Origin of the sequence: Amycolatopsis umgeniensis (assembly GCF_014205155.1) — a bacterium.
Lineage (GTDB): Bacteria > Actinomycetota > Actinomycetes > Mycobacteriales > Pseudonocardiaceae > Amycolatopsis > Amycolatopsis umgeniensis.
In genome coordinates, this window is sequence record NZ_JACHMX010000001.1 from 9,147,641 (window position 1) to 9,166,093 (window position 18,453).

At 68.1% G+C, this 18,453-nt stretch carries 20 protein-coding genes; 6 read left to right on the forward strand and 14 right to left on the reverse strand.

The annotated features are described in order from the left end of the window. Positions 1 to 150: 150 nt before the first annotated feature. The 3 genes from HDA45_RS41745 to HDA45_RS41755 all read right to left on the reverse strand — a co-directional run bounded on the left by HDA45_RS41745 (position 151) and on the right by HDA45_RS41755 (position 1,765). Positions 151 to 366 carry a hypothetical protein gene (locus HDA45_RS41745; RefSeq protein WP_184905042.1) on the reverse strand — a complete coding sequence of 72 codons (216 nt, stop codon included), beginning with the start codon at positions 364 to 366 and terminating at the stop codon, positions 151 to 153. Between the two features lie 94 nt (positions 367 to 460). Beyond that, entirely contained in the window at positions 461 to 1,351 is an 891-nt protein-coding gene (locus tag HDA45_RS41750; protein ID WP_184905044.1) for a hypothetical protein, read from the reverse strand. 117 nt (positions 1,352 to 1,468) lie between these two features. Next, positions 1,469 to 1,765 carry a YkvA family protein gene (locus tag HDA45_RS41755; RefSeq protein WP_184905046.1) on the reverse strand — a complete coding sequence of 99 codons (297 nt, stop codon included), beginning with the start codon at positions 1,763 to 1,765 and terminating at the stop codon, positions 1,469 to 1,471. Positions 1,766 to 1,973: 208 nt separating this feature from the next. Between HDA45_RS41755 and HDA45_RS41760 the strand changes: the two genes are divergently transcribed. Then, positions 1,974 to 3,197: a hypothetical protein gene (locus HDA45_RS41760; protein WP_184905048.1), complete on the forward strand. Its 1,224-nt coding sequence runs from the start codon at positions 1,974 to 1,976 to the stop codon at positions 3,195 to 3,197. A gap of 58 nt (positions 3,198 to 3,255) precedes the next feature. Here HDA45_RS41760 and HDA45_RS41765 read toward each other — a convergent pair whose 3' ends face one another. The 4 genes from HDA45_RS41765 to HDA45_RS41780 form a co-directional block, all read right to left on the reverse strand. Beyond that, positions 3,256 to 4,896: an ArnT family glycosyltransferase gene (locus HDA45_RS41765; protein WP_343072281.1), complete on the reverse strand. Its 1,641-nt coding sequence runs from the start codon at positions 4,894 to 4,896 to the stop codon at positions 3,256 to 3,258. Positions 4,897 to 5,140: 244 nt separating this feature from the next. Continuing rightward, on the reverse strand, positions 5,141 to 5,725 hold the full coding sequence (locus HDA45_RS41770; RefSeq protein ID WP_184905050.1) for a DUF2716 domain-containing protein: 585 nt from the start codon (positions 5,723 to 5,725) through the stop codon (positions 5,141 to 5,143). 171 nt (positions 5,726 to 5,896) lie between these two features. After that, positions 5,897 to 6,553, reverse strand: coding sequence for a response regulator (locus HDA45_RS41775; RefSeq protein WP_184905052.1), 657 nt, complete (start codon positions 6,551 to 6,553; stop codon positions 5,897 to 5,899). After that, positions 6,550 to 7,689 carry a histidine kinase gene (locus tag HDA45_RS41780; protein ID WP_184905054.1) on the reverse strand — a complete coding sequence of 380 codons (1,140 nt, stop codon included), beginning with the start codon at positions 7,687 to 7,689 and terminating at the stop codon, positions 6,550 to 6,552. Before HDA45_RS41780 ends, HDA45_RS41775 begins: the two co-directional genes overlap by 4 nt. Before the next feature lie 138 nt (positions 7,690 to 7,827). On the opposite strand from HDA45_RS41780, the gene HDA45_RS41785 reads away from it, so the two are divergent. Beyond that, positions 7,828 to 8,310, forward strand: a complete 483-nt coding sequence (locus HDA45_RS41785) for a DUF6326 family protein (RefSeq protein ID WP_184905056.1) — start codon at positions 7,828 to 7,830, stop codon at positions 8,308 to 8,310. 376 nt (positions 8,311 to 8,686) lie between these two features. On the opposite strand, the gene HDA45_RS41790 is transcribed toward HDA45_RS41785, so the two are convergent. Together HDA45_RS41790 and HDA45_RS41795 are read right to left on the reverse strand one after the other, a co-directional pair. Then, positions 8,687 to 10,189, reverse strand: a complete 1,503-nt coding sequence (locus tag HDA45_RS41790) for an FAD-dependent oxidoreductase (RefSeq protein ID WP_184905058.1) — start codon at positions 10,187 to 10,189, stop codon at positions 8,687 to 8,689. Between the two features lies 1 nt (position 10,190). Beyond that, positions 10,191 to 11,099, reverse strand: a complete 909-nt coding sequence (locus HDA45_RS41795; protein WP_184905060.1) for an AurF N-oxygenase family protein — start codon at positions 11,097 to 11,099, stop codon at positions 10,191 to 10,193. Between the two features lie 131 nt (positions 11,100 to 11,230). Here HDA45_RS41795 and HDA45_RS41800 point away from each other — a divergent pair, with 131 nt between their 5' ends. Further along, positions 11,231 to 12,094, forward strand: coding sequence for an alpha/beta fold hydrolase (locus HDA45_RS41800; RefSeq protein ID WP_184905062.1), 864 nt, complete (start codon positions 11,231 to 11,233; stop codon positions 12,092 to 12,094). Between the two features lie 6 nt (positions 12,095 to 12,100). Here the strand turns inward: HDA45_RS41800 and HDA45_RS41805 are convergent, their stop codons facing one another. Next, a complete protein-coding gene (locus tag HDA45_RS41805; RefSeq protein WP_184905064.1) occupies positions 12,101 to 13,072 on the reverse strand; it encodes an alpha/beta fold hydrolase in 972 nt (323 codons plus the stop codon). A 136-nt stretch (positions 13,073 to 13,208) separates the two neighbouring features. Here HDA45_RS41805 and HDA45_RS41810 point away from each other — a divergent pair, with 136 nt between their 5' ends. Continuing rightward, on the forward strand, positions 13,209 to 13,520 hold the full coding sequence (locus HDA45_RS41810; RefSeq protein WP_184905066.1) for a hypothetical protein: 312 nt from the start codon (positions 13,209 to 13,211) through the stop codon (positions 13,518 to 13,520). Positions 13,521 to 13,555: 35 nt separating this feature from the next. Here HDA45_RS41810 and HDA45_RS41815 read toward each other — a convergent pair whose 3' ends face one another. Further along, positions 13,556 to 14,905 (reverse strand): MFS transporter, encoded by a 1,350-nt coding sequence (locus tag HDA45_RS41815; RefSeq protein WP_184905068.1) that lies wholly within the window; start codon positions 14,903 to 14,905, stop codon positions 13,556 to 13,558. 134 nt (positions 14,906 to 15,039) lie between these two features. On the opposite strand from HDA45_RS41815, the gene HDA45_RS41820 reads away from it, so the two are divergent. Further along, positions 15,040 to 15,468 carry a hypothetical protein gene (locus HDA45_RS41820; protein WP_184905070.1) on the forward strand — a complete coding sequence of 143 codons (429 nt, stop codon included), beginning with the start codon at positions 15,040 to 15,042 and terminating at the stop codon, positions 15,466 to 15,468. Here HDA45_RS41820 and HDA45_RS41825 read toward each other — a convergent pair. After that, positions 15,422 to 16,609, reverse strand: coding sequence for an MFS transporter (locus tag HDA45_RS41825; protein ID WP_184905072.1), 1,188 nt, complete (start codon positions 16,607 to 16,609; stop codon positions 15,422 to 15,424). The two genes, HDA45_RS41820 and HDA45_RS41825, sit on opposite strands and share 47 nt — an antisense overlap. Before the next feature lie 95 nt (positions 16,610 to 16,704). Here HDA45_RS41825 and HDA45_RS41830 point away from each other — a divergent pair, with 95 nt between their 5' ends. Continuing rightward, positions 16,705 to 17,598 (forward strand): LysR family transcriptional regulator, encoded by an 894-nt coding sequence (locus HDA45_RS41830; RefSeq protein WP_184905074.1) that lies wholly within the window; start codon positions 16,705 to 16,707, stop codon positions 17,596 to 17,598. An 85-nt stretch (positions 17,599 to 17,683) separates the two neighbouring features. On the opposite strand, the gene HDA45_RS41835 is transcribed toward HDA45_RS41830, so the two are convergent. Continuing rightward, positions 17,684 to 18,040 (reverse strand): hypothetical protein, encoded by a 357-nt coding sequence (locus HDA45_RS41835; RefSeq protein WP_184905076.1) that lies wholly within the window; start codon positions 18,038 to 18,040, stop codon positions 17,684 to 17,686. A gap of 64 nt (positions 18,041 to 18,104) precedes the next feature. Then, a complete protein-coding gene (locus HDA45_RS41840; RefSeq protein ID WP_184905078.1) occupies positions 18,105 to 18,422 on the reverse strand; it encodes a peptidase inhibitor family I36 protein in 318 nt (105 codons plus the stop codon). Between the last annotated feature and the right edge of the window lie 31 nt (positions 18,423 to 18,453).

Below are 18,453 nucleotides of genomic sequence, written 5' to 3' on the forward strand. Positions count from 1 at the left end.
CGGCTCGGTCTCTCAGCCACCAGCCAGGGCATCCTGGCTCGCGCGGCGACCGCGGCCCTGCTGCCCCGGACCTAATGATGAACCCTGCCACGCTGGCCGCTGTCGTCCGCCGCTTTCCGTTGCTGGGCCGTCCCCGGCCCTTCCTGCCCGTCACTGCCCGAGCGGATTCAGGAGATCGCCGACATCGCCCGCACCGCCGGACACACCGACGGCAGCGGCTTGGCCGCCGGCGCGAACGTCCTGAACAAGGCGGCACTGATCGCGAGCGACTCCGGCCTTGTCGACCTTGCCCGCGACCTGTGCTGGCGACACATCGACCTCTACTGCGTCGCGGACCCGCCGCTCACCGCTCTGCAAGTCCGCCACATGCTCGAACCTGCCCCTCAACCTCGCCCGGCTCGAGCTTCGTGCCACATTCGTCTGTCCGGAGCGGGCTTTCGAGCGGCGTGGGGAGTCCGCGCTATGCGGGACAGCGGTGGTGGAAGGTCGCCCGCGTATCGCCGATGGTCGCGATGACGCCGTCGTCGGTGATCACCGGCCTGCCGAAGCCGCCGTCCGGACTGGTGATGAGGGTGTGTGTGAGCACTCCGCTCTCCCAGACTCCGAGCGCGTAACCGTCGTCGGCGGTCCGGTAGATTCCGGCGGTGCGGGTGCCGGAATCTACGACGGGTTCGGTCGCCCAGACATCCAGCTGACGGACGATCGTGCCGGTGAGGTCCCATTCGGGGGTCACGAATCTGTCGTTCTCGTACTTCTCGCCCGCAATACGGCCGTTGCGGAATGCGGTGACGTAATCGGTGCCCAAGGCGAGCTTGGTCATCGTCCCGTCCAGGTAGCGCACGAAGAAGTCGGTCTCCGAGCTGCTCGCGCGGACCAGGATGCGGCCCTGCTCGTCGATCTCGACCGGGCTGACGTAGCCGTAGACAGCGGGATCGGGGTTGATCGTCAGCACTGTGCCGGGCGAGGCGGCCGGCCAGATCGTCAGATCGAAGGAGTCACCGATGCCGAGCGCGGTCCCGACGACGTCACCGGCATCGTTGACGGCGAGGGCTCGGGCCGTCCGGCGGCCGGGTGGTATCGGAAGAGTGGTGAACTGGCCGTTCCGGTAGACGACCGCGTCGTCTTCGCGGCTGTTGGCGTAGGTCATTCCGACCGCGGTGCCCGAGGAGTTGATGTCGGTCAGTTCGGTTTGCTGGCCGTTCGCCCGGCCAAGGTTTTCGGCTGCCCCGTTGTGCCAGCGGATCACGCCGCCGGAGGAACCGCTGCCCGCGACCCAGCCGCCGTTCGCGGCGGTGGAGACGTGTCCTCTGGTCTCCCCGGCGGGCAGGGGCAGATCTGCATCAGACGACACCGCCCGCTGCGGGCAGCACCAGCCGGCGGCCTCACCTGGAGCACGCTCCCGAGGTCGTTCGGGTTGCCTCCCGACTCGTCCGGTACGAAACACCGGCCCGCAGGAGTGTCGATCGCTTCAATCCAACTGGCGGTCCTCGCGCGCCTTCTTGGAAAGCGACCTGCTGACATAGACCAGCCCACTGGTCAGGACCACGATGTCATCGAAGTACACCGGGTCAGGCAACAGGTCGAACGGAAACACCGTGTAGGCCAAGGAAACCCAGTAGGCGGCCTTGGTCGGTACCGGCGTGCCCGGCTGATGGACCTGGCGGTGCTTCCGCACCAGTTTGACCACAAGGAACAGCGCGACCAGAACGAGGACGACAACCACAACCACGGCCACGACGCCGAGTGTCGTCCACAGAGATTCCATTTGACCCTCTCTCATCACCACAACGCCGTCACCGTCGCGGCACGACCACGATACGAATCTTGCCGTGCCACCGCCACCAGCTTCAGGACCTCAGCTGGGTCACAGTCGGCGGTACACGTCGCGCACTGGGTCTGGAGGTTGCGCGGCGGCGCGGTGTTTCAGTCGTCCGGTGCTTGTGGAGCCTTCGCCGCGACTTTTGAATGAACCGATGGACGCGTTGACGGCCATCGCCCTGCTCGTCGCCCGATATGGGGTGCAAGAGCTGGTCGGCGCCTTGACGGGACATCAGGAGTCCGGTGCGCTGGCCGGCGAGCTGTTCGGTGCTCTGGCTGCGAGCGAACGCAGGCTCAGTGACCGGCTCACCGATGTGGAAAGCAGGCTCGCCGGCGTGGAGCAACGCCTGGACGAGGTACTCGAGCAGCCCTATCAACGTGGCCTCGACGCAGGCTTGCGGAAGCTGCTTACGGTGGGCGTCACCAAGGATCCGTACCTGCGGGCCGCCGAGCTCGACGGCGCGCGCGAACGCTTCGAAGAAGCCGCCGCCGCCGCGCGTTCCCCGCTCCAGACCGCCGTCGCGGAGCGGTACGTCATGCTCTGCGCACTCGGGCTCGGCCACCATGACGCGGCGCGGACAGCCTGGGGTCAGCTCAACGCCTCGCTGACCGTCGCCGCGATCGACCTCGGCGAGGCGGTCCGCAGGTCCTACAAGACCGCCAGGCGACGGCTGGCCGAGCGCGGTGAAGACCGGGGAGTCAAATACGCCGGACAGGGTGACTTCCGGGGCCGTCGCTACGAAAAGCGCGCCGCCGCCGAGGATCAGCGCGTGCGCGCGGACGCCGCCGACGTGGTCGCAATAGTCGGACGGCTGCTCGACGAAGCGGCCGCGCTGGGCATGATCCTCGGCGAACCTCGGTCACCGAGGATCACGTGCCGGATCGGGCGCGGCCGGTCGCTGCTCGTGTTCTCGCCCGGAGGCGCTGTTCCGGCGTACCGCTGGATCGACGAGGGCTGGTACGAAACCCGCTGGCTCGTCGAACCCACCGTTCCGGGACCCGTGCGGTTCGGCTCGCTCGAGGTGAATTGGACGCGGTTCAAAACCCAGGCACAGACCGTGACTGATGCCCCGCATCTGCAGCCGCTGCCAGACCACGACGGCCTGACGATCAATGTCAAGGAAAAGATCACGGTGCGAGCCGACCCGCCGATCCCCCGCACCATGCCGATCACGCAACCCGGAAGGTCCCGGGCGTTACAGGTCGCGGGAAAGCGACCTTTCGCCTCATCCGAGGCAGGGTATGAGATCCCGGCGGGCTCTCGTTCGGCTGAAGTCTCGGACATCGTCGCCGTCGCGTCCGACAACCGCGGCCGCCTGCTGGATCCCGGCTCGATCCGCGTCGGCCCGATCACTTTCGTCCGGTACTCAGCGACCTGAGCAAACGGTCGAACTCACGCCAGCGCGACGGGGACGCACCCGTCTCCGCACAACGGCCTCACCCGCCCGACCCGTTGGCCGGGGTGGGCGGCGCGGCGGGAATCCGGCCCGACTCCGGGCCGGCATTGGCGTCGAAGGACATGCCGGAGTAATCGGGGTCCAGCACGGAGATCGCGTATGTGGCGGGCGCGGCCACCACGGCCGCGACCCCGACGACGAGCCCGGCGGTGACCAGACGGGGCGAGGCGGTCTTGACCACGCGCACCAGGACCAGCGCGACGACGGCGGCCACGCCCAGCGCGAGCGCACCCCACTTCGCCCACGGCAGGAAATTCGGGTAGTGCGACCACAGCCACGCGGCCCAAACCACCTCGGCCGCCACCGCGAGCGGCAACAGCCAAGCCTGCTTGCCGCCGTCCCGGTACGCCCGCCAGAACAGCACGATGCCCAGGGCGGAGAGCGCAGTGACCGCCGGCGCGAGCGAAGCCACGTACGCGGTGTGCGGGACATCGGCGACGCTGAAGACCAGACCGAAGGTCAGCAGCCACACCCCCCACATCACCAGCCCGCCGCGCACCGGATCGGCGCGCTCGGCCCCGCGCCGCCGCCACAGTCCACACAGCAGGGCCAGCAGCGCGAGCGGGTACAGCCAGCCGACCGCGACGGCGAGGTGGCCGTCGAACAGCTTGGCCCAGCCCTTCTGGACCGGCCTGCTCGTCGCCTTCGTCGGGTCCTCGTCGGGATTTCCCCGCTTGGCGGGGAGGATGTCACGCTGCCCGGCCGCCTGCTGCGGGTCGATCACGCCGCCGTCGTTGTCGAACTTCCTGGCGCCGGGCAGCTGGATGCCCAGGTGCCCGAGGCCGTTGTAGCCGAACACCATGGCGAAGGCGCTGTTGTTCGTGCTGCCGTCGACGTAGGGCCGGGCACTGGCCGGGGTGACGGTGTACAGCGCGATCCACGACAGCGACACCGCCAACGTCACCACACCGGCGACCACCACATGCTTCACCCGGCGACGCAACCCGGTCGGCGCACTCAGCAGATAACCGATCGCCAGCGCAGGCAAGACCATCCACGCCTGCAGCATCTTCGCCTGGAAGCCCAGCCCCACCCAGACCCCGGCCCACACCAGCGACCGCAACCGCCCCTCCAGCACCGCCCGCTGATAGGCGTCGACAGCCAGCACCAGGCACATCACCAGCGCGCCGTCCTCCATGCTGTGCCCGAACATCGACGCGGCAACCGGAGTCAACGCGAAGATCCCGGCCGCCAGCAGACCGGGCACCACACCGGCCCAGCGCCGCACCACCCGGTACATCACCAGCACCGAGATCACGCCCTCGATCACCTGCGGCAACGCCAGTGACCAGGCATGGAAGCCGAAGATCTTCGCCGAGACCACCTGCGGCACGAACGAACCGGCCAGCTTGTCCAAAGTGGACGTCGCGTCCACGGCCCCGAACAGGAACGCCTTCCAGCTCCCGGACATGCTCTTCACGGCGTCCGAATACAGCGGCGCGAAGTCCACCGCCGGCAGATTCCACGCGTACAGCACCGCTGCCACCGCCGCGATGCCCAGCAACAGCGGCCGGGCCCAGCGCGGCTGACCGGCCGGAGAACGCCATACCGCCCAGCGAGGAGACGTGCTTTCGGACACGACGTCCTGCGACAACGGAAGACGGGTAAGTGTTCCGGACACTCCGAGAACCTCCAGGCGCAGGCAAACCGGACGAGTCGTTTCGGTGCATTCCCCAGTGCGCGAATTCGCCCCAGCGCGCTACGGCCGGAGCTATCATAGACCCCGACGTTATCCACGAATGGTCGCCACCCATACCGCCGATTGGATTCGCACGCCGCCGGACATGCGGATACGCAGAGCCCATTCGGGCGGGGCACGCCAGGCGCTCAGCTTTCGGCGACAGGATCGGCGTAGCCGGAAACCGTCAGCGCTTCCAGCAGCTTCCGGACCTTGGGAACCCTGATTCCTCTTGAGTCATGGGTGTAGCTGTGGCCGCGTTCTGGGAGACCGCGATGCCGTCACGGCGGAGGACTTCGGTCAGCAAGCCCGCGTTGTGACGTTCGGCCGCGGCGACAGCAGATTCCCCGAAGACGCAAAAGGATTCCTCGAACGGATTCCCGACCACGCCGAAAGACAGGTCTTTTGCGACGAAGATCGAGAAATCGCCGTTGGGGTAGAAAAGGTACTCCCACTTTTCCACGTCACGTACGTCGACGACCCGATGAGGGCGATACTGGGTCGAGAAGTGCACACCGTCGTGGTGGAATACCGAATCCCAGTATTCGACACATTCTCGCAGCACGTCGCAAACCAGTTGAGCGACCGGGAGGGCGGCGTCGAGGAAAGGGCGGCCCGGACCGCCGCAAGGCGGCAACGCCCAGGTCACCGACGGGGCAGGCTCGCGAATGGCCGGCCGCCGGGAACGCGTGAAGGAATATCCTGACACGAACTCCTCCCACAAGCAGTCACCGGTTTCACGCGACAATTCAACGAACGCGAACTCCTCCACGGCCGTAAACGATACCGTGCTCGCCAGTTTTCCGGGTCCGGGTGCTAGCGCGGCGGACCGCTTGAGCGCTGGTTTTCCGAGGTGCGACGAGGACCGTGTCGGGTGACCTTCAAGTCGCCGGAACCTTGTGCGGCCGGGAACCAGTCGTCGTGCATGCACGCCAGGTTCGGTTCAGTCCCCCACCCGGCCGGTGTCGTACGCCCACATCGCGATCTCGACCCTGTTTCGGGCGCCGATTTTGGCCAGCAGGCTGGCGACGTGGGTCTTGGCGGTCGTCAAGCCGATGAACAGCTCGGCGGCGATCTCGGCGTTCGTGCGGCCCCGGGCGACCAGCATCAGCACCTCCTCCTCGCGTTCGGTGAGCGGCTCGATCGGTTGGGTTCGCCGGCTCGACGGTTCTCTGGCCGCGAGGGTGGCCAGCAGTCGCCGGGTGACGTTCGGCGCGATCAGGGCATCGCCGACGGCGGCGGCATGGACGGCCTGAACGAGCAGCTCCGTCCCGGCGTCCTTGAGCAGAAAGCCTCGGGCGCCGGCCCGGAGCGCGCCCTGGATGTACTCGTCGAGGTCGAATGTCGTGATCACCACTACCGCGATCGGGTCCGGGACGCCCCGCCCCGCGAGGAGCTTGGTCACCTCGATGCCGTCGAGTCCGGGCATCTGGATGTCGACCAGGCACACGTCGGGGCGGAGCCGATGCGCCAGCTCGACGGCGACGTGGCCGTCGGCGGCCTGGCCGACGACCTCGATGTCGGGCTGCGCCTCAAGGATCATCGACAGACCGGTGCGCACCAGATCTTGGTCGTCAGCCACCAGTACGCGCACCGTCATCGGCGTACCTTCGTCGGCAGTTCGGCGTCGACCGTCCACCCGCCCTCGGGCGCCGGACCGGCACCCAGCGTGCCGCCGAGCAGCTGCACGCGCTCGGTCATCCCCAGCAGCCCGAAGCCATGGTTCACCGACCGTGCCCGGTCGATCTGTCCGTCGTCGGTCACACGTAGCCGCAGCCTTCCCGCGCCCTCCACCACCCGGATCTCCACACGCGAAGCGTTGCGGGCGTGCCGCAGGGCGTTGGTCAGCGCCTCCTGCGCCAGCCGGTAGACCGCGGCGTCGACCTGGGGCGGAAGGTCGACCAGGCCATCTGGCAGCTCTACGTCGACGACCGGGACCGGGGCACGTCGGGCGAGGGACACCAGGTCGGCGACGCCGGGCTGAGGGGCGTACTCCGCCGGCGCTCCATCGCGCAGCACCCGGACCATCGCCCGCATCTCCGCGAGCGTCCGCGAGGCTTCCCCTTCGATGACCACCAGCGCCTCGAGCGCCGCTTCAGGTCGCTGCCCGGCCATCGCCCGGCCCGCCTGCGCCTGCACAGCTATCGCCGAGACGTGGTGGGCGACGATGTCGTGCAGCTCGCGTGCGAGGCCGACCCGCTCCTGGCTGCGGCTCTGATCCAACGCCCGGCGCCAGCTCTCGGCACGGTAGCGGAACGCCGCTCCGCCCGCCGCAGCCGCCAGTACAGCGAGCACACCGACGACGTCGGCCGGTCCGGTGTAGTCGGCGACCGTACCGATTCCCACAGCGACCGCCGCCACCACCAGCCCGATCACGATCTCGCGCCCTGAGCCCCAACGGGCCAGCGCGTAGACGAGTACCAAGATGTAGATCATCGTGTCGAGGCCCACGCTCGGGGCCCCGCCCAGCAGGCTCGCCAGCCCCAGCGCCATCGCGGTGCCGAAGGCCACCACGACACAGGCCAACGGGTGGGTACGCCGCCACAGCAGCACCGGCGCAAGTCCGACCGCCACGATCGTCGCGAACAGCCGCCAGGCGACGTCGTCCCGGAGGACTCCCTCGAGCAGCGCCGCCACCATCAACACCCCGACCAGCACCCAGTCGCGCGATACCCGTTCGGGAGCGTCCGTGGCGCGGGGCTCGGCCCACAGCGAGCTCAGGGCGTTGGTGGTCACACAGTCAGCCTAGGGATCGCCGAGGCGTCGGGGACCGACCGAAAGAACGAGACGGGTCCGGCCTCGACGCCGATGTACCCGCCGCCGGGCTCGGCGATCGTGGGCCTACCGGTCCTCACCACGACAACGGAGTTTGCGATGAGAACACGTCAACCCACCACGACCGCACTCGAAGACCAGCGGATCCCGGTGAGAGCCAAGCTCGCCGCAGCGTGGACGAGCTTCATGTTCCTGTACGTCTACGTGGACATTCTCGCCTTCTTCAAGCCCGGCGTCATCGAGGACATCGCGGTCGGCGTCGTCTGGGAGTTCGACATCAGCCAGACGTTGTTGACCGCCTTCCTCGCGCTCATGGCGATCCCGATCCTCATGGTCGTGCTGTCGATGACGCTGCCCGCCCGGGCGAACCGCATCACGAACCTCGTCGTGGCCTCGGTACAGGTCCCGTTCGCGGCCTTCAACGTGGTGGGCGAGTCCTGGACGTACTTCTACGGCCTCGGCGTCGCACTGGAAGTGATCGTTCTCGCCTTCATCCTGTGGTACGCCTGGACCTGGCCCCGCACCGCACCGTCGGCGACCAGCCCGGACCGTGAAACCGTTCGCGCCCAACAACAAGCGTGAACTTGGTCAGGTGGGATCGCTCTGCGACGGTGCTCGTCGCGCCTCGACCGCCCCGTCCGGGCTGGGCTGGTCGGTGGTGAAGCCGGCGGATCGGAGGATCCGCAGGGCGGCCTGGTTGGACTCCCGAGACCACGACCCCGCGTCGAGCGTGCGAGCCAGATCCCTAGTTCCGCGGCCGCATCATCGGTGGGACCGGCTGCGAGGCGCGCAGCCAAGCGATCCGCTCGTCGCTCCACGAACCACCCGCCGTCATAGGAGGCACTCCTCGTGGCCCAGGCTCGGCACGGCGCCGACCCTAACGCGGTACACCACGACGGTCGAACGGATACTCGCTCACCGAGGGCGCCATCAAGCGCACCCACCGCTGATGGCGCGACTAACCGCGGAATCGCGCGGCCAATGCGGCGATCGGTGAGCGCCGGGTCCGAACGGGAAGCCGTCCGGAGATGATGTCGTCCAGCAGGGTCGCCACGGTCTCCTTCGCGCAGGTTCGGTTGGCGCCGATCCCGCCCGAGGGACCGCGTTTGATCCAGCCGACCACGTAGGCGCCGGTGATTCTGTCGACGCGGCCGTCGGTGTTCGGGATCGTGCCGCGGTCGTCGTCGAACGGAAGACCCGGCACGGGAACTCCGCGGTATCCGACCGCGCGCACGACCTGGCCGGTGGCGATCTCGCTTTGTCCGTCCGGGCCCGTGACGTGCAGACCGCGCACCTGCGTGTCCCCGATGATCCCCGTGGGCGCGGAGTGGAACCGCAGGACGATGCGGCGTCGGTCCGCGTCCGGCGGCGCGGTCCAGTCGACGGTCTCGCGGCCGAGCTCGCGCAGCAGTTTCGCCTTGCCTGTGCCCGCGTCGATCGCGGCCGTCGTGCGTGGGTCGGCGTCGTCGACGATGAGTGGTACGTCGGCGCGCGCGGCGAGCGCGAGCAGTTCCGGGGAGGTGTAGGCGGCGTCCTCCGGTCCGCGCCGGGCGAGCAGCACGACTTCCCGGATCTTGCTGGTGCGCAAGCGTTCCAGCGCGTGCGGGGCGATCGTGGTGCCGGTCAGGGTCGCCGGGTCGGCGGTGAGGATCCGGGCCACGTCGAGGGCGACGTTGCCGGTGCCGATCAGCACGACGCGTTCCGCGGACAGGTCCACCGCGTTCGCGGGGACGTCCGGGTGACCGTTGTACCAGCCGACCACGGTGGTCGCGGCGACGCTGCCGGGCAGGTCCTCTCCGTCCAGACCGAGTCCTCGCGCGGACGAAGCGCCGACAGCGTAAACGACGGCGTCATGGCGCCCGGCCAGCTCATCGGCGGTGACGTCCCGGCCGACCTCGGTGCCTAGGGTCAGCCGCAGCCGTGGGTGCTCCTGGAGCCGCGAGAACGTCTCGCCGATCCGTTTCGTGGCTTGGTGGTCCGGGGCGACGCCGTAGCGGATTAGCCCGCCCGCGACCGGCAGCCGGTCGATCAGGGTGACCCGCGCGTTCGTGTGCAGGAGCAGGTCCTCGACGGCGTACATACCGGCCGGGCCGGAGCCGACGACGGCGATGTCCGGTGGCGCGAAATCGCTCGGAATGGCCCTGTCGAACGTCGGCGGGCTCCAGCGGTGGAAGTTCGGTGCCGGATCCGCCGAGGACACGACCTCGCGACCCGCGTAGTACTCCGCGTTGATACCCGCGTAGACCTCGAGCGATCCGGTCAGCAGATCCGCCGGGAAGATCGCGTCCACCGGGCAGGCGTCCGCGCAGGCCCCGCAATCGATGCACGACGCGGGGTCGACGTAGAGCATCTCGGTGGTGCCGAAATCGGGCTCGTCCGGCGTCGGATGGATGCAGTTGACCGGGCAGACCGACACGCAGGTGGCGTCGCTGCAGCAGGTCTGGGTGATCGCGAAGGCCATGTCAGATCAGGTTCGCCCGCTTGTAGAACACCAGCGCGGGGCGGGTCAGCAGACCGCACGAACCGAGGAACTCCATCAGACCGGCGCAACTGGAGCGCATCATGGACTTGTGGTGCTCGTTGGTCTTCGCTTCGCGCAACGCTCGAGCGGTGTCGAGTCCCGCGTTCTTGTAGACGTCCCGGTTGACCATGCTGCTGACGATGAAGTACGACGCGATCGCGATGACCAGAGCGTTGATCCGGCGGCGCACGGGACCCGCGCCCTCCAGTTGCTCACGGGTCTCGTCCCTGGCGAACTTCATGTGCCGGGATTCTTCGACCACGTGGATGTTGTTGATGGTGCGCACGAACGGGACCACGCGCTCGTCACGCATCCAGTCGCGCTGCATCACGTCGAGAACCTCTTCGGCGACGAGGATCGCCGCGTAGGCCGCCTCGCCACTGGCCGTCGCCTTGAAGACCCGGCCGAGTTCGACGGCGAGCCGACGCGGGCGGTACGGGGGCGCGCCGAGTTTCGCGGCGCCGCGGGCGAACATGATCGAGTGGCGGCATTCGTCGGCGATCTCGGTCAGCGCCCACTGGAAGGCCGGGTCGGTCGGGTCCTTGGCGTAGAAGTCGCGCAGCACCATCTGCTGGAGGATCATCTCGAACCAGATACCGGTGCTCGCGACCGAAGCGGCTTCCTGGCGCGTGAGTTCCTTTTGCTGCTCCGGGCTCATTTCGCCCCAGTAGCTCGTGCCGTAGAGGGTGCTCCACTCCGGGCTCGCGCCGTGGAAGTTCTTGTCCAGCGGCGTCTCCCAGTCCACCTCGGTGGCCGGGTCATAGGACAGCATCGCGGCCGAATCGAGAAGCCGCTGCGCGGTCTCGCGGCGACCGGCCTCGGCCGTGCGCGGCACATCGGTGCTGGTCATACGGACCTCCCTGACGGCGTCGACAGAGTGCGCGGCTACCTGTTACCGCGATTCACTGTTACCCAAGGTAACATATAGTCGACCGTCTCGCGAGTGGGTGTGTCAGCCCACGGAAGAGGGGAAATCCGCCCATGACCGCATCCCGCCGCCTCGGCACCTTCGACCACGACGGACTCGTCTTCGACGTCCGTGACACCGGCCCGCTCGACGGCACCGTCGTCGTCCTGCTGCACGGATTCCCCCAGACCAGCGCGTCGTGGGCGGAGACCGCCGCATTGCTCCACCAGCGGGGATACCGCACGATCGTGCCCGACCAGCGCGGCTACTCCCCCCGCGCGCGCCCACGAGGCCGCTTCGCCTACCGGTCGAGCCGTCTCGTGGCCGACACCGTCGCGCTCATCGACACCCTCGGCTCCGGACCGGTCCATCTGGTCGGACACGACTGGGGTGCCAACGCCGCCTGGTCGACCGCGGCCCGGCGACCCGATCTGATCAGGTCACTGACCACCGTGTCGGTCCCCCACGCCGCGGCGTTCCTCCGCGCGATGATCAGCAGCGACCAGCTCATCCGGTCCTACTACATGTTCCTGTTCCAGCTCCCCTGGCTGCCCGAACTCGCCATCCGGCGCCGGCCGCGCGTACTCGAACGGACACTGGCCGGCACGGGGATGACACCGGCTCAGATCGACCGAGTCCGCCAGGACATCGTCCTCGGCGGAGCCCTCACCGGCGGGCTGAACTGGTATCGCGCGATGCTGCTGCAACACCCGGCCGCCCTCCGCGCCCGGGTCACCGTGCCGACCACCCACGTCTGGAGCGACGGCGACACGGCCTTGTCACGGCGAAGCGCCGAACTCGCCGGCCAGTACGTCGACGCCTCCTATCGGCTCGAGATCCTGACCGGCGTCAGCCACTGGGTCCCCGAAGAAGCGGCCACGACACTGGCCGCCATCATCGACCGCACAGCCACAGACGCCTCTGGTCCGCCGGCCTAACAGCGCCTAGAAACACACCGAAGCGAGATGTGCGAGGAGCAGCTTCGTCGTGGTCTCGGCGGCCTCTTCGGGGATGTTGTGCCCGATCCCCACGAGATTCTCCAGCCGGTACGGGCCGGTGACCCAGTTCTTGGTCGCCGCCACACCCGAGGGGGCGACCAAGCGATCCTTCGTGCTCGCGATGAAGAGCGTCGGTACCGAGACCCGCTGCTCGTAGCCCGTGAAATCGTTGGCCCGGTACCAGTTCAACGCGGCGGTCAGGGCACCCGGCTGGGAAAGCCGCCGGAAGTACTCCGCGCACTTTTCCGGCGAGGCGCCCGGAATCGTGGGTGGCCCGCCCGCGAGAATCAGGTTCTCCGGGATCGGGGTCGGCGCCCGGAAGTCCTCCATGTACTTGGACGCCTCCCGCTGAACGGGATCGGTCCGCAGCGCCTCGGCGAAGGCGCCGAGATGCGGCACCGAGACGGCGGTCAGCGACCGCACCCGGCGTGCGTACTTCGCTGCGGCGATCCAGGCGACCGCGGCGCCCCAGTCGTGTCCGACCAGGTCGAACCTTTGCCAGCCAAGGGAATCGGCCATCGCCCGGACATCTCGGACGGCGTGATCCAGGTGGTAGTTCTCGATCCCGAGAGGACGTACGCCCGGCGAGTAGCCCCGCTGGTCGGGGGCCACCGCCCGGTAACCGGCGGCGGCAAGTGCGCGCAACTGATGCTCCCACTCGATGCCGAACTCGGGGAAGCCATGCAACAACAGCACTTTCCGGCCGTGCCGCGGACCGGCGGCCACAGCGTCGAAGGTGCCGGCGGGAGTGGGTATCCGCAGCGGTTGAATCCGCGTCGGCTCGGCGGCTTGTGCGGTACCAGCGATACCCAAAGACGCCACACCGATGGCGGCCGTGGCACTCATCTTGATGAAACCTCGACGAGAGGGAGAGAGCGACATGCGGCCAGCCTGTCGGCCGAACGAGACGAAGACCATCGGGAACACCCCCGTCGTCACACTGGTGCAGGCCCTACCAACGACGGGCCCGCGCGAACCCTGGTGATCGGCCATTCCGCCTCGGACTCCGGTTGGCGGTGCACCAGGGGTGGGAAGTCCACGTAGCGTCGTGGCCATGGCCGGGGGACATAGACCCGCATTGAGCTTCCGGGGCCTGGTGGGCCTCGTTGCCGGATTCCTGTTCGGGGTAGGCGTGACAGTCTTCGCCGTGTTGATCGTGACAGGCGAGATCACCTTCATGAACAGCGCGGGCGAGCCCACCACCGATATCACCCGAATACTGCTCGGACTGCTCTTCGGCGCCCTGGGGCTCACGATGGCGGGTGCCGCAATCGCCGGATTCCCCCAAGGGCCGCACAGCAGCAGCGGGCGTGCCGACCGCGAAAGTGGCTTCGACAGCGACGCCGACCCCGACGACTTCGACTGATAGGTGCGCGAAGCGCGGCGGGCGCAGCTACGGAATCACGTGCCCCGCTCGGCGCCGAAGTCGGCCCCCTTGGTTTCGGCACTGAACAGCAAGGCGACGAGGGTGACCGCGATGGTGGCGACCAGGTACAGCACGACCGCGGTGGTCCCGTGGTTCTTGACGAGCCAGACGGCGATGAGAGGCGCGGGCGCGCCTGCGATGATCGACGAGCCCTGGAAGACCAGGGAGGCTCCGGCGAAGCGGCGCTCGGTCGGGAAGAGTTCCGCGATCCAGGCAGCCTCCGGACCGGCGAGGAGGCCGTGCAGCGCCGCGCCGACGCCCACGCCGACATACAGCAGCGGCAGGCTGTCCGATCGGACCATCAGGAAGAACAACGGCGCCCAGACCGCCAGTCCCGCGGCGGGAACCAGCATCGCGATTCGCCGTCCGACCACATCCGACCAGTGGCCGCCCGCCAGCATGCCCGCGAACTGCAGCAGGGATCCGACGGTCACCGCGAGAAGAACGTCGGATTTGGTGTATCCGAACGAAGTCGTGGCATAAGCCACCACGAAGACGGTGTAGACGTAGAACGCGACGTTCTCGCCCAGTCGGACGCCGAGGCCGCGCAGGACCGGTCCCGGGTGAGCGAGTGTTTCCAGGATGCTCGACCGCGGCCGTTCGGCCGTGGCGGAGTCGGCGCGTGAACGCGCCTGCTGGAAGACGGGCGATTCGTCGATGCGGCGGCGGATCCAGAAGCCGATGATCAGCAGGGGAACGGCGAGCAGGAACCCGATGCGCCAGCCCCAGTGCTCGAACTGCCCGGTGGGCAGCGCGATCGTCAGCAACCCCACGACCCCGGTCGCCAGTACCGTGCCGAGCGGGGCGCCCGCCTGCGGCCAGGCGGACCAGAACCCCCGGCGGCGGGGGCTTCCGTACTCGCTGACCATCAGCACGGCGGCACCGAATTCGCCACCGAGCGCGAAGCCCTGGACCAGGCGCAGAACGACGAGCGAGATCGTCGCCCCGATACCCGCCTGCGCGTACGTGGGCAGCAACCCGATGGCCGAAGTGGACAGGCCGAGCAGCAGGAACGTCACGACCAGCATGGGTTTACGGCCGAGGCGGTCGCCGAGATGCCCGAAGACGATGCCGCCGATCGGCCGCGCGACGAACCCCAGCCCCTGGGTGGCCAAAGCCAGCAGCAACTGCGCGACGCCGTTACCCCCAGGGAAGAACAGCGGCCCGAGCACGGTCGCGGCGAGGATGCCGTACAAGGCGAAGTCGTACCACTCCAGAACAGCCCCCGCGGTACTCCCCGCCAGCACACGCCGGAACGCCGAACGGCTCACTCCGGCCCCTGCCTCCGCAGCGGCCACCTCGTCCGGGACGGGCAGGTCGGGCATTTCGCTCTCCTCGGAACGGCGACCGGTCGGCGTGCGACAGGCGGACACTGGTGTCCAACTATCGGGCACCGTGAAGATAGCCGCTCACCTCGGCGGCCCGCAATCGCCCTGGGGCCAAGCGCTAGGCTCCATCGGTGAATCCGGCAGAACTGGTGGGACTCTGGTCGAGTGAACCGTACGAGTACGGCTCGATGGAGATGACCGAGCTGGCGTTGCTGCCTGACGGCCGCGGCTGGTCGCTGTTCGAGAACTCGGTCGGCGCATACGAGATCGAACGGCTGACCTGGAGCGTTCCCGAGCCGGGCCGCCTGGAACTGCACACTCACCTCTACGTTTCCGCCGATATCAGCGAGAATCAGGTGGAGGTCGAACAGGAATCGCCGCTGGACAAGCGGCAGAACGTCGCATACACCCTGAGCGACGACACCACCCCCCTCGAGCCCGACGGGTTCGTCGCGCTGAACCTGAGCGAGCGCGTGGTGGTCCGATCCCGCTTCGGTCTCAGACGGCGTGAGGTCACGATCCACGACGACCAGACCCACGCCGTCGTTCCGTACGGCTAGAAACCAGCACCGCCCCGGCCGCGAAGATCGCACCGAGCCACATCACCGCGGTGGTCCCGGCCGCGTCCGTGGCCAGCCCGCCGATCAACGCTCCGACCGCGATCGCCGCGTTGAACACTCCAGCGAACAGACCCGACGTCGCTTCACGGTCCTCCGGGGCGGCCACCAGCATCCATGCTTGCGCGGCCACCGAGACACCGCCGTACGCCAGGCCCCAGACCACCAAGAGCGCCGCGGCTGCCAGTGTGGTCAGCCCCAGGAGCGGAATCAGCGCCATCGTCGCCGACAAGGTCCCGCTGAGCACCAGCAACGTCACCCGCGGTGATCGCGCCGCTCCGGCGCCCGAGGCGAAATTCCCCGCGACCCCGAAGAGCCCGTAGACCAGGAGGAGCGTTCCGATCTGCCCCGCGCTGACCCCGGACACCTTTTCCAGTACCGGCCGGACATAGGTGTACGCGGTGAAATGCCCGACGACGATCAGCGCCACCACGATCAGTCCGAGGCGCACCCGCGGCACACTCACCAGCCGCAGCATCGCGCCCAGGCGAACGGCCCCTTGCGTCGGTAACGACGGCAGTGACATCACCAAGGCAGCCATTACCACCAGTGAAAGGCCACCGGCACTGACGAAGGCGGCCCGCCAGCCGACCAGTTCCCCGAGGTAGGTGCCTGCTGGTACACCCAGCACGGACGCCACTGCGATGCCGCTGAAGATCAGTGAAGTCGCGGATCCGATCGACCGCGGTGGAACCAGCCGCACGGCCAGGCTCGCGGCGATCGCCCACACTCCGCCCATGCCGATCCCGACGAGGACTCGAGCGACCAGCATGACGCCGAACGCGGGCGACCACGCTGCCAGGAAGTTCCCTGCCGCCAGCAACACCATCAAGGCGCACAGCACGGCCCGCCGATCGAGATTGCCGAGCGCCGGGATCAGCAGGGGCGCGGAGACGGCCGCGACCAGGCCGGTGATCGTGAGCGTCAGACCCGCCATACCTTCGGTGACCTGCAGGTCGCGGCTGATCGGGGTCAGCAGACCCACCGGCAGCATTTCCGAGGTGACCACGGTGAACGTCGCCCCGGCGAGCGAGCTCACCGCCGGCCAGCCCTTTTTCCTCTGTTCGGTTTCCTTTGTCGTCACGTGTTCCAGGCAACCGTCGCCCGCTGCCGGGAACAACGGCCGATGTCTCATCCTTCTATGAGCGGGACTACTTGATCCACGGAAGGAGTGGACCGATGAGCGGCCTGGAGATCCGTGAGCTGGAGGCGTTCCTGGTACTCGCCGAGGAGCTGCACTTCGGCCGGGCGGGCGAACGCCTGTACGTCTCTCAGAGCCGGGTCAGTCAACTGCTCCGCTCGCTGGAGGGACGAATTGGCGCGACGCTCGTCGAGCGGACGAGCCGCCGGGTGGAACTGACTCCGCTAGGAGAGAAGTTCCTCGCCGAACTGCGTCCTGCCTATGAGGCGCTGCGGGCCGCCGTCGAGCACACCCGTTCCACCGCGCGAGGGATCGGCGGTGTGCTGCGAATCGGCTTCCAGGGCATCATCGACGACCACCTCGCGAACGCCATCGGCGGATTTGAGTTCCACCACCCGGACTGCGCGGTGGAACTCACCGAAATCCCGCTGGCCGATCCGTTCGGCTCGCTCCGCCGTCGGGAGATCGACGCGGCGGTGGTGCTGCTTCCGGTGGAGGAACCGGATCTCGTACTCGGTCCGGTTTTCTCTCGTCAGCCACAGATGCTCGCCATCTCGCCTCGGCATCGGTTCGCTCGCAGGGAGTCCGTCACCGTCGAGGAGCTGGCGGAATGTCCTCTGATCGGGATCCGCGGTCCGGCCCCGGAATACTGGCGCCACGCCCAAGCCCCCGAAATCACCCCCGGAGGCCGCCGGATACCGCGTGGACCGACCGTCGGCACATTGCAGGAAGGTATGGGTCTCGCCGCGGCAGGCCAAGGCGCAATGGTGCTGTGCCGCTCGACAGCCGAACACCAAGGACGGCGGGATTCGGTCGCCTTCGTACTGCTCACCGGGCTGCCGGAATCGGTGCTCGGCGTGGTTTGGCATGCGGAGGCCGACGGCAGGGCGCGTGCCTTCGCGGAGGAGATCGCTGTACACGCTCGAAGCTGACCTTGGTCGGGCTGCTTCGAAGGGCGGACGGTCGCTGTGACCGTCCGCCCTCCCGGAAACCGGAAGCTTGATCCTTGGAGGGACGTCAGACCCGGTAGACCTTGATGTACATACTCCGCCATGCACCGTTTTCGTCTTCGAGGCCGACGAAGGCGAATCGATCACCATAGCCAGGTGCCTGGCAGGCCCAGGTCAGTGGTGCGTCGTTCACCATCCCGCGCCGGAAGCAATCCGACAAGTTGATGTAGGACTTGATCGCCACATTGGTCCCGCCCGAGACATCGAACTCGATCACAAGAGGGCCGCCGTAGCTGTAGAAGCCGACGTCACACCAGGACGCCGCGCCGCAGTGTCGCTCGGCGACAAGCGTCGACGCCTGCGCGGTGCCGGGCGTCCCGATCGCGGCCGCCACACCCATAGCGGCGACCACCGAGGCGATCATGGCCGAAATCCTACCCAGTGTTCTACGCACGTAATCTCCCCAGAGTCAGGCGCTGAGCGGGCTGTCAGCAGATGCGAGCGGAATGGAATCGGGCCTCGCCGTAGTCGGCGTTGGGGTCGTAGCCGGGATAGACCTTCCACGGGCTGCCGACGTCGGCGTACAGGCACCACACGTTGTCCGTGGTGTTGGACCAGCTGCGGATGCGGTAGTTGCCGATGCTGATGCCACTCCAGCCGTTGCTGCAGGTCTTGGCACCGCTGTAGTTCGTTCCCGTGTGCACGCAGAGTTCGGGTACGGGGGCCGCGCTCGCGGTCGGCGCGAAAGCGGTCGCCGTGGCCGCGACCGCGGCGAAGGCCATGACGGTTGTTCCCAGTTTCTTCACTTCTGCTCCTTTGTCTCCTCGGCGGAACAAA

What these genes read in the sequence shown, in the direction of transcription:
- HDA45_RS41755 (WP_184905046.1), bottom strand. Translation starts at nt 1,765, where the DNA reads ATGGAATCTCTGTGGACGACACTCGGCGTCGTGGCCGTGGTTGTGGTT.
- HDA45_RS41760 (WP_184905048.1), top strand. Translation starts at nt 1,974, where the DNA reads ATGGACGCGTTGACGGCCATCGCCCTGCTCGTCGCCCGATATGGGGTG.
- HDA45_RS41775 (WP_184905052.1), bottom strand. Translation starts at nt 6,553, where the DNA reads ATGACGGTGCGCGTACTGGTGGCTGACGACCAAGATCTGGTGCGCACC.
- HDA45_RS41785 (WP_184905056.1), top strand. Translation starts at nt 7,828, where the DNA reads ATGAGAACACGTCAACCCACCACGACCGCACTCGAAGACCAGCGGATC.
- HDA45_RS41790 (WP_184905058.1), bottom strand. Translation starts at nt 10,189, where the DNA reads ATGGCCTTCGCGATCACCCAGACCTGCTGCAGCGACGCCACCTGCGTG.
- HDA45_RS41795 (WP_184905060.1), bottom strand. Translation starts at nt 11,099, where the DNA reads ATGACCAGCACCGATGTGCCGCGCACGGCCGAGGCCGGTCGCCGCGAG.
- HDA45_RS41800 (WP_184905062.1), top strand. Translation starts at nt 11,231, where the DNA reads ATGACCGCATCCCGCCGCCTCGGCACCTTCGACCACGACGGACTCGTC.
- HDA45_RS41805 (WP_184905064.1), bottom strand. Translation starts at nt 13,072, where the DNA reads ATGGTCTTCGTCTCGTTCGGCCGACAGGCTGGCCGCATGTCGCTCTCT.
- HDA45_RS41810 (WP_184905066.1), top strand. Translation starts at nt 13,209, where the DNA reads ATGGCCGGGGGACATAGACCCGCATTGAGCTTCCGGGGCCTGGTGGGC.
- HDA45_RS41815 (WP_184905068.1), bottom strand. Translation starts at nt 14,905, where the DNA reads ATGCCCGACCTGCCCGTCCCGGACGAGGTGGCCGCTGCGGAGGCAGGG.
- HDA45_RS41830 (WP_184905074.1), top strand. Translation starts at nt 16,705, where the DNA reads ATGAGCGGCCTGGAGATCCGTGAGCTGGAGGCGTTCCTGGTACTCGCC.
- HDA45_RS41835 (WP_184905076.1), bottom strand. Translation starts at nt 18,040, where the DNA reads ATGATCGCCTCGGTGGTCGCCGCTATGGGTGTGGCGGCCGCGATCGGG.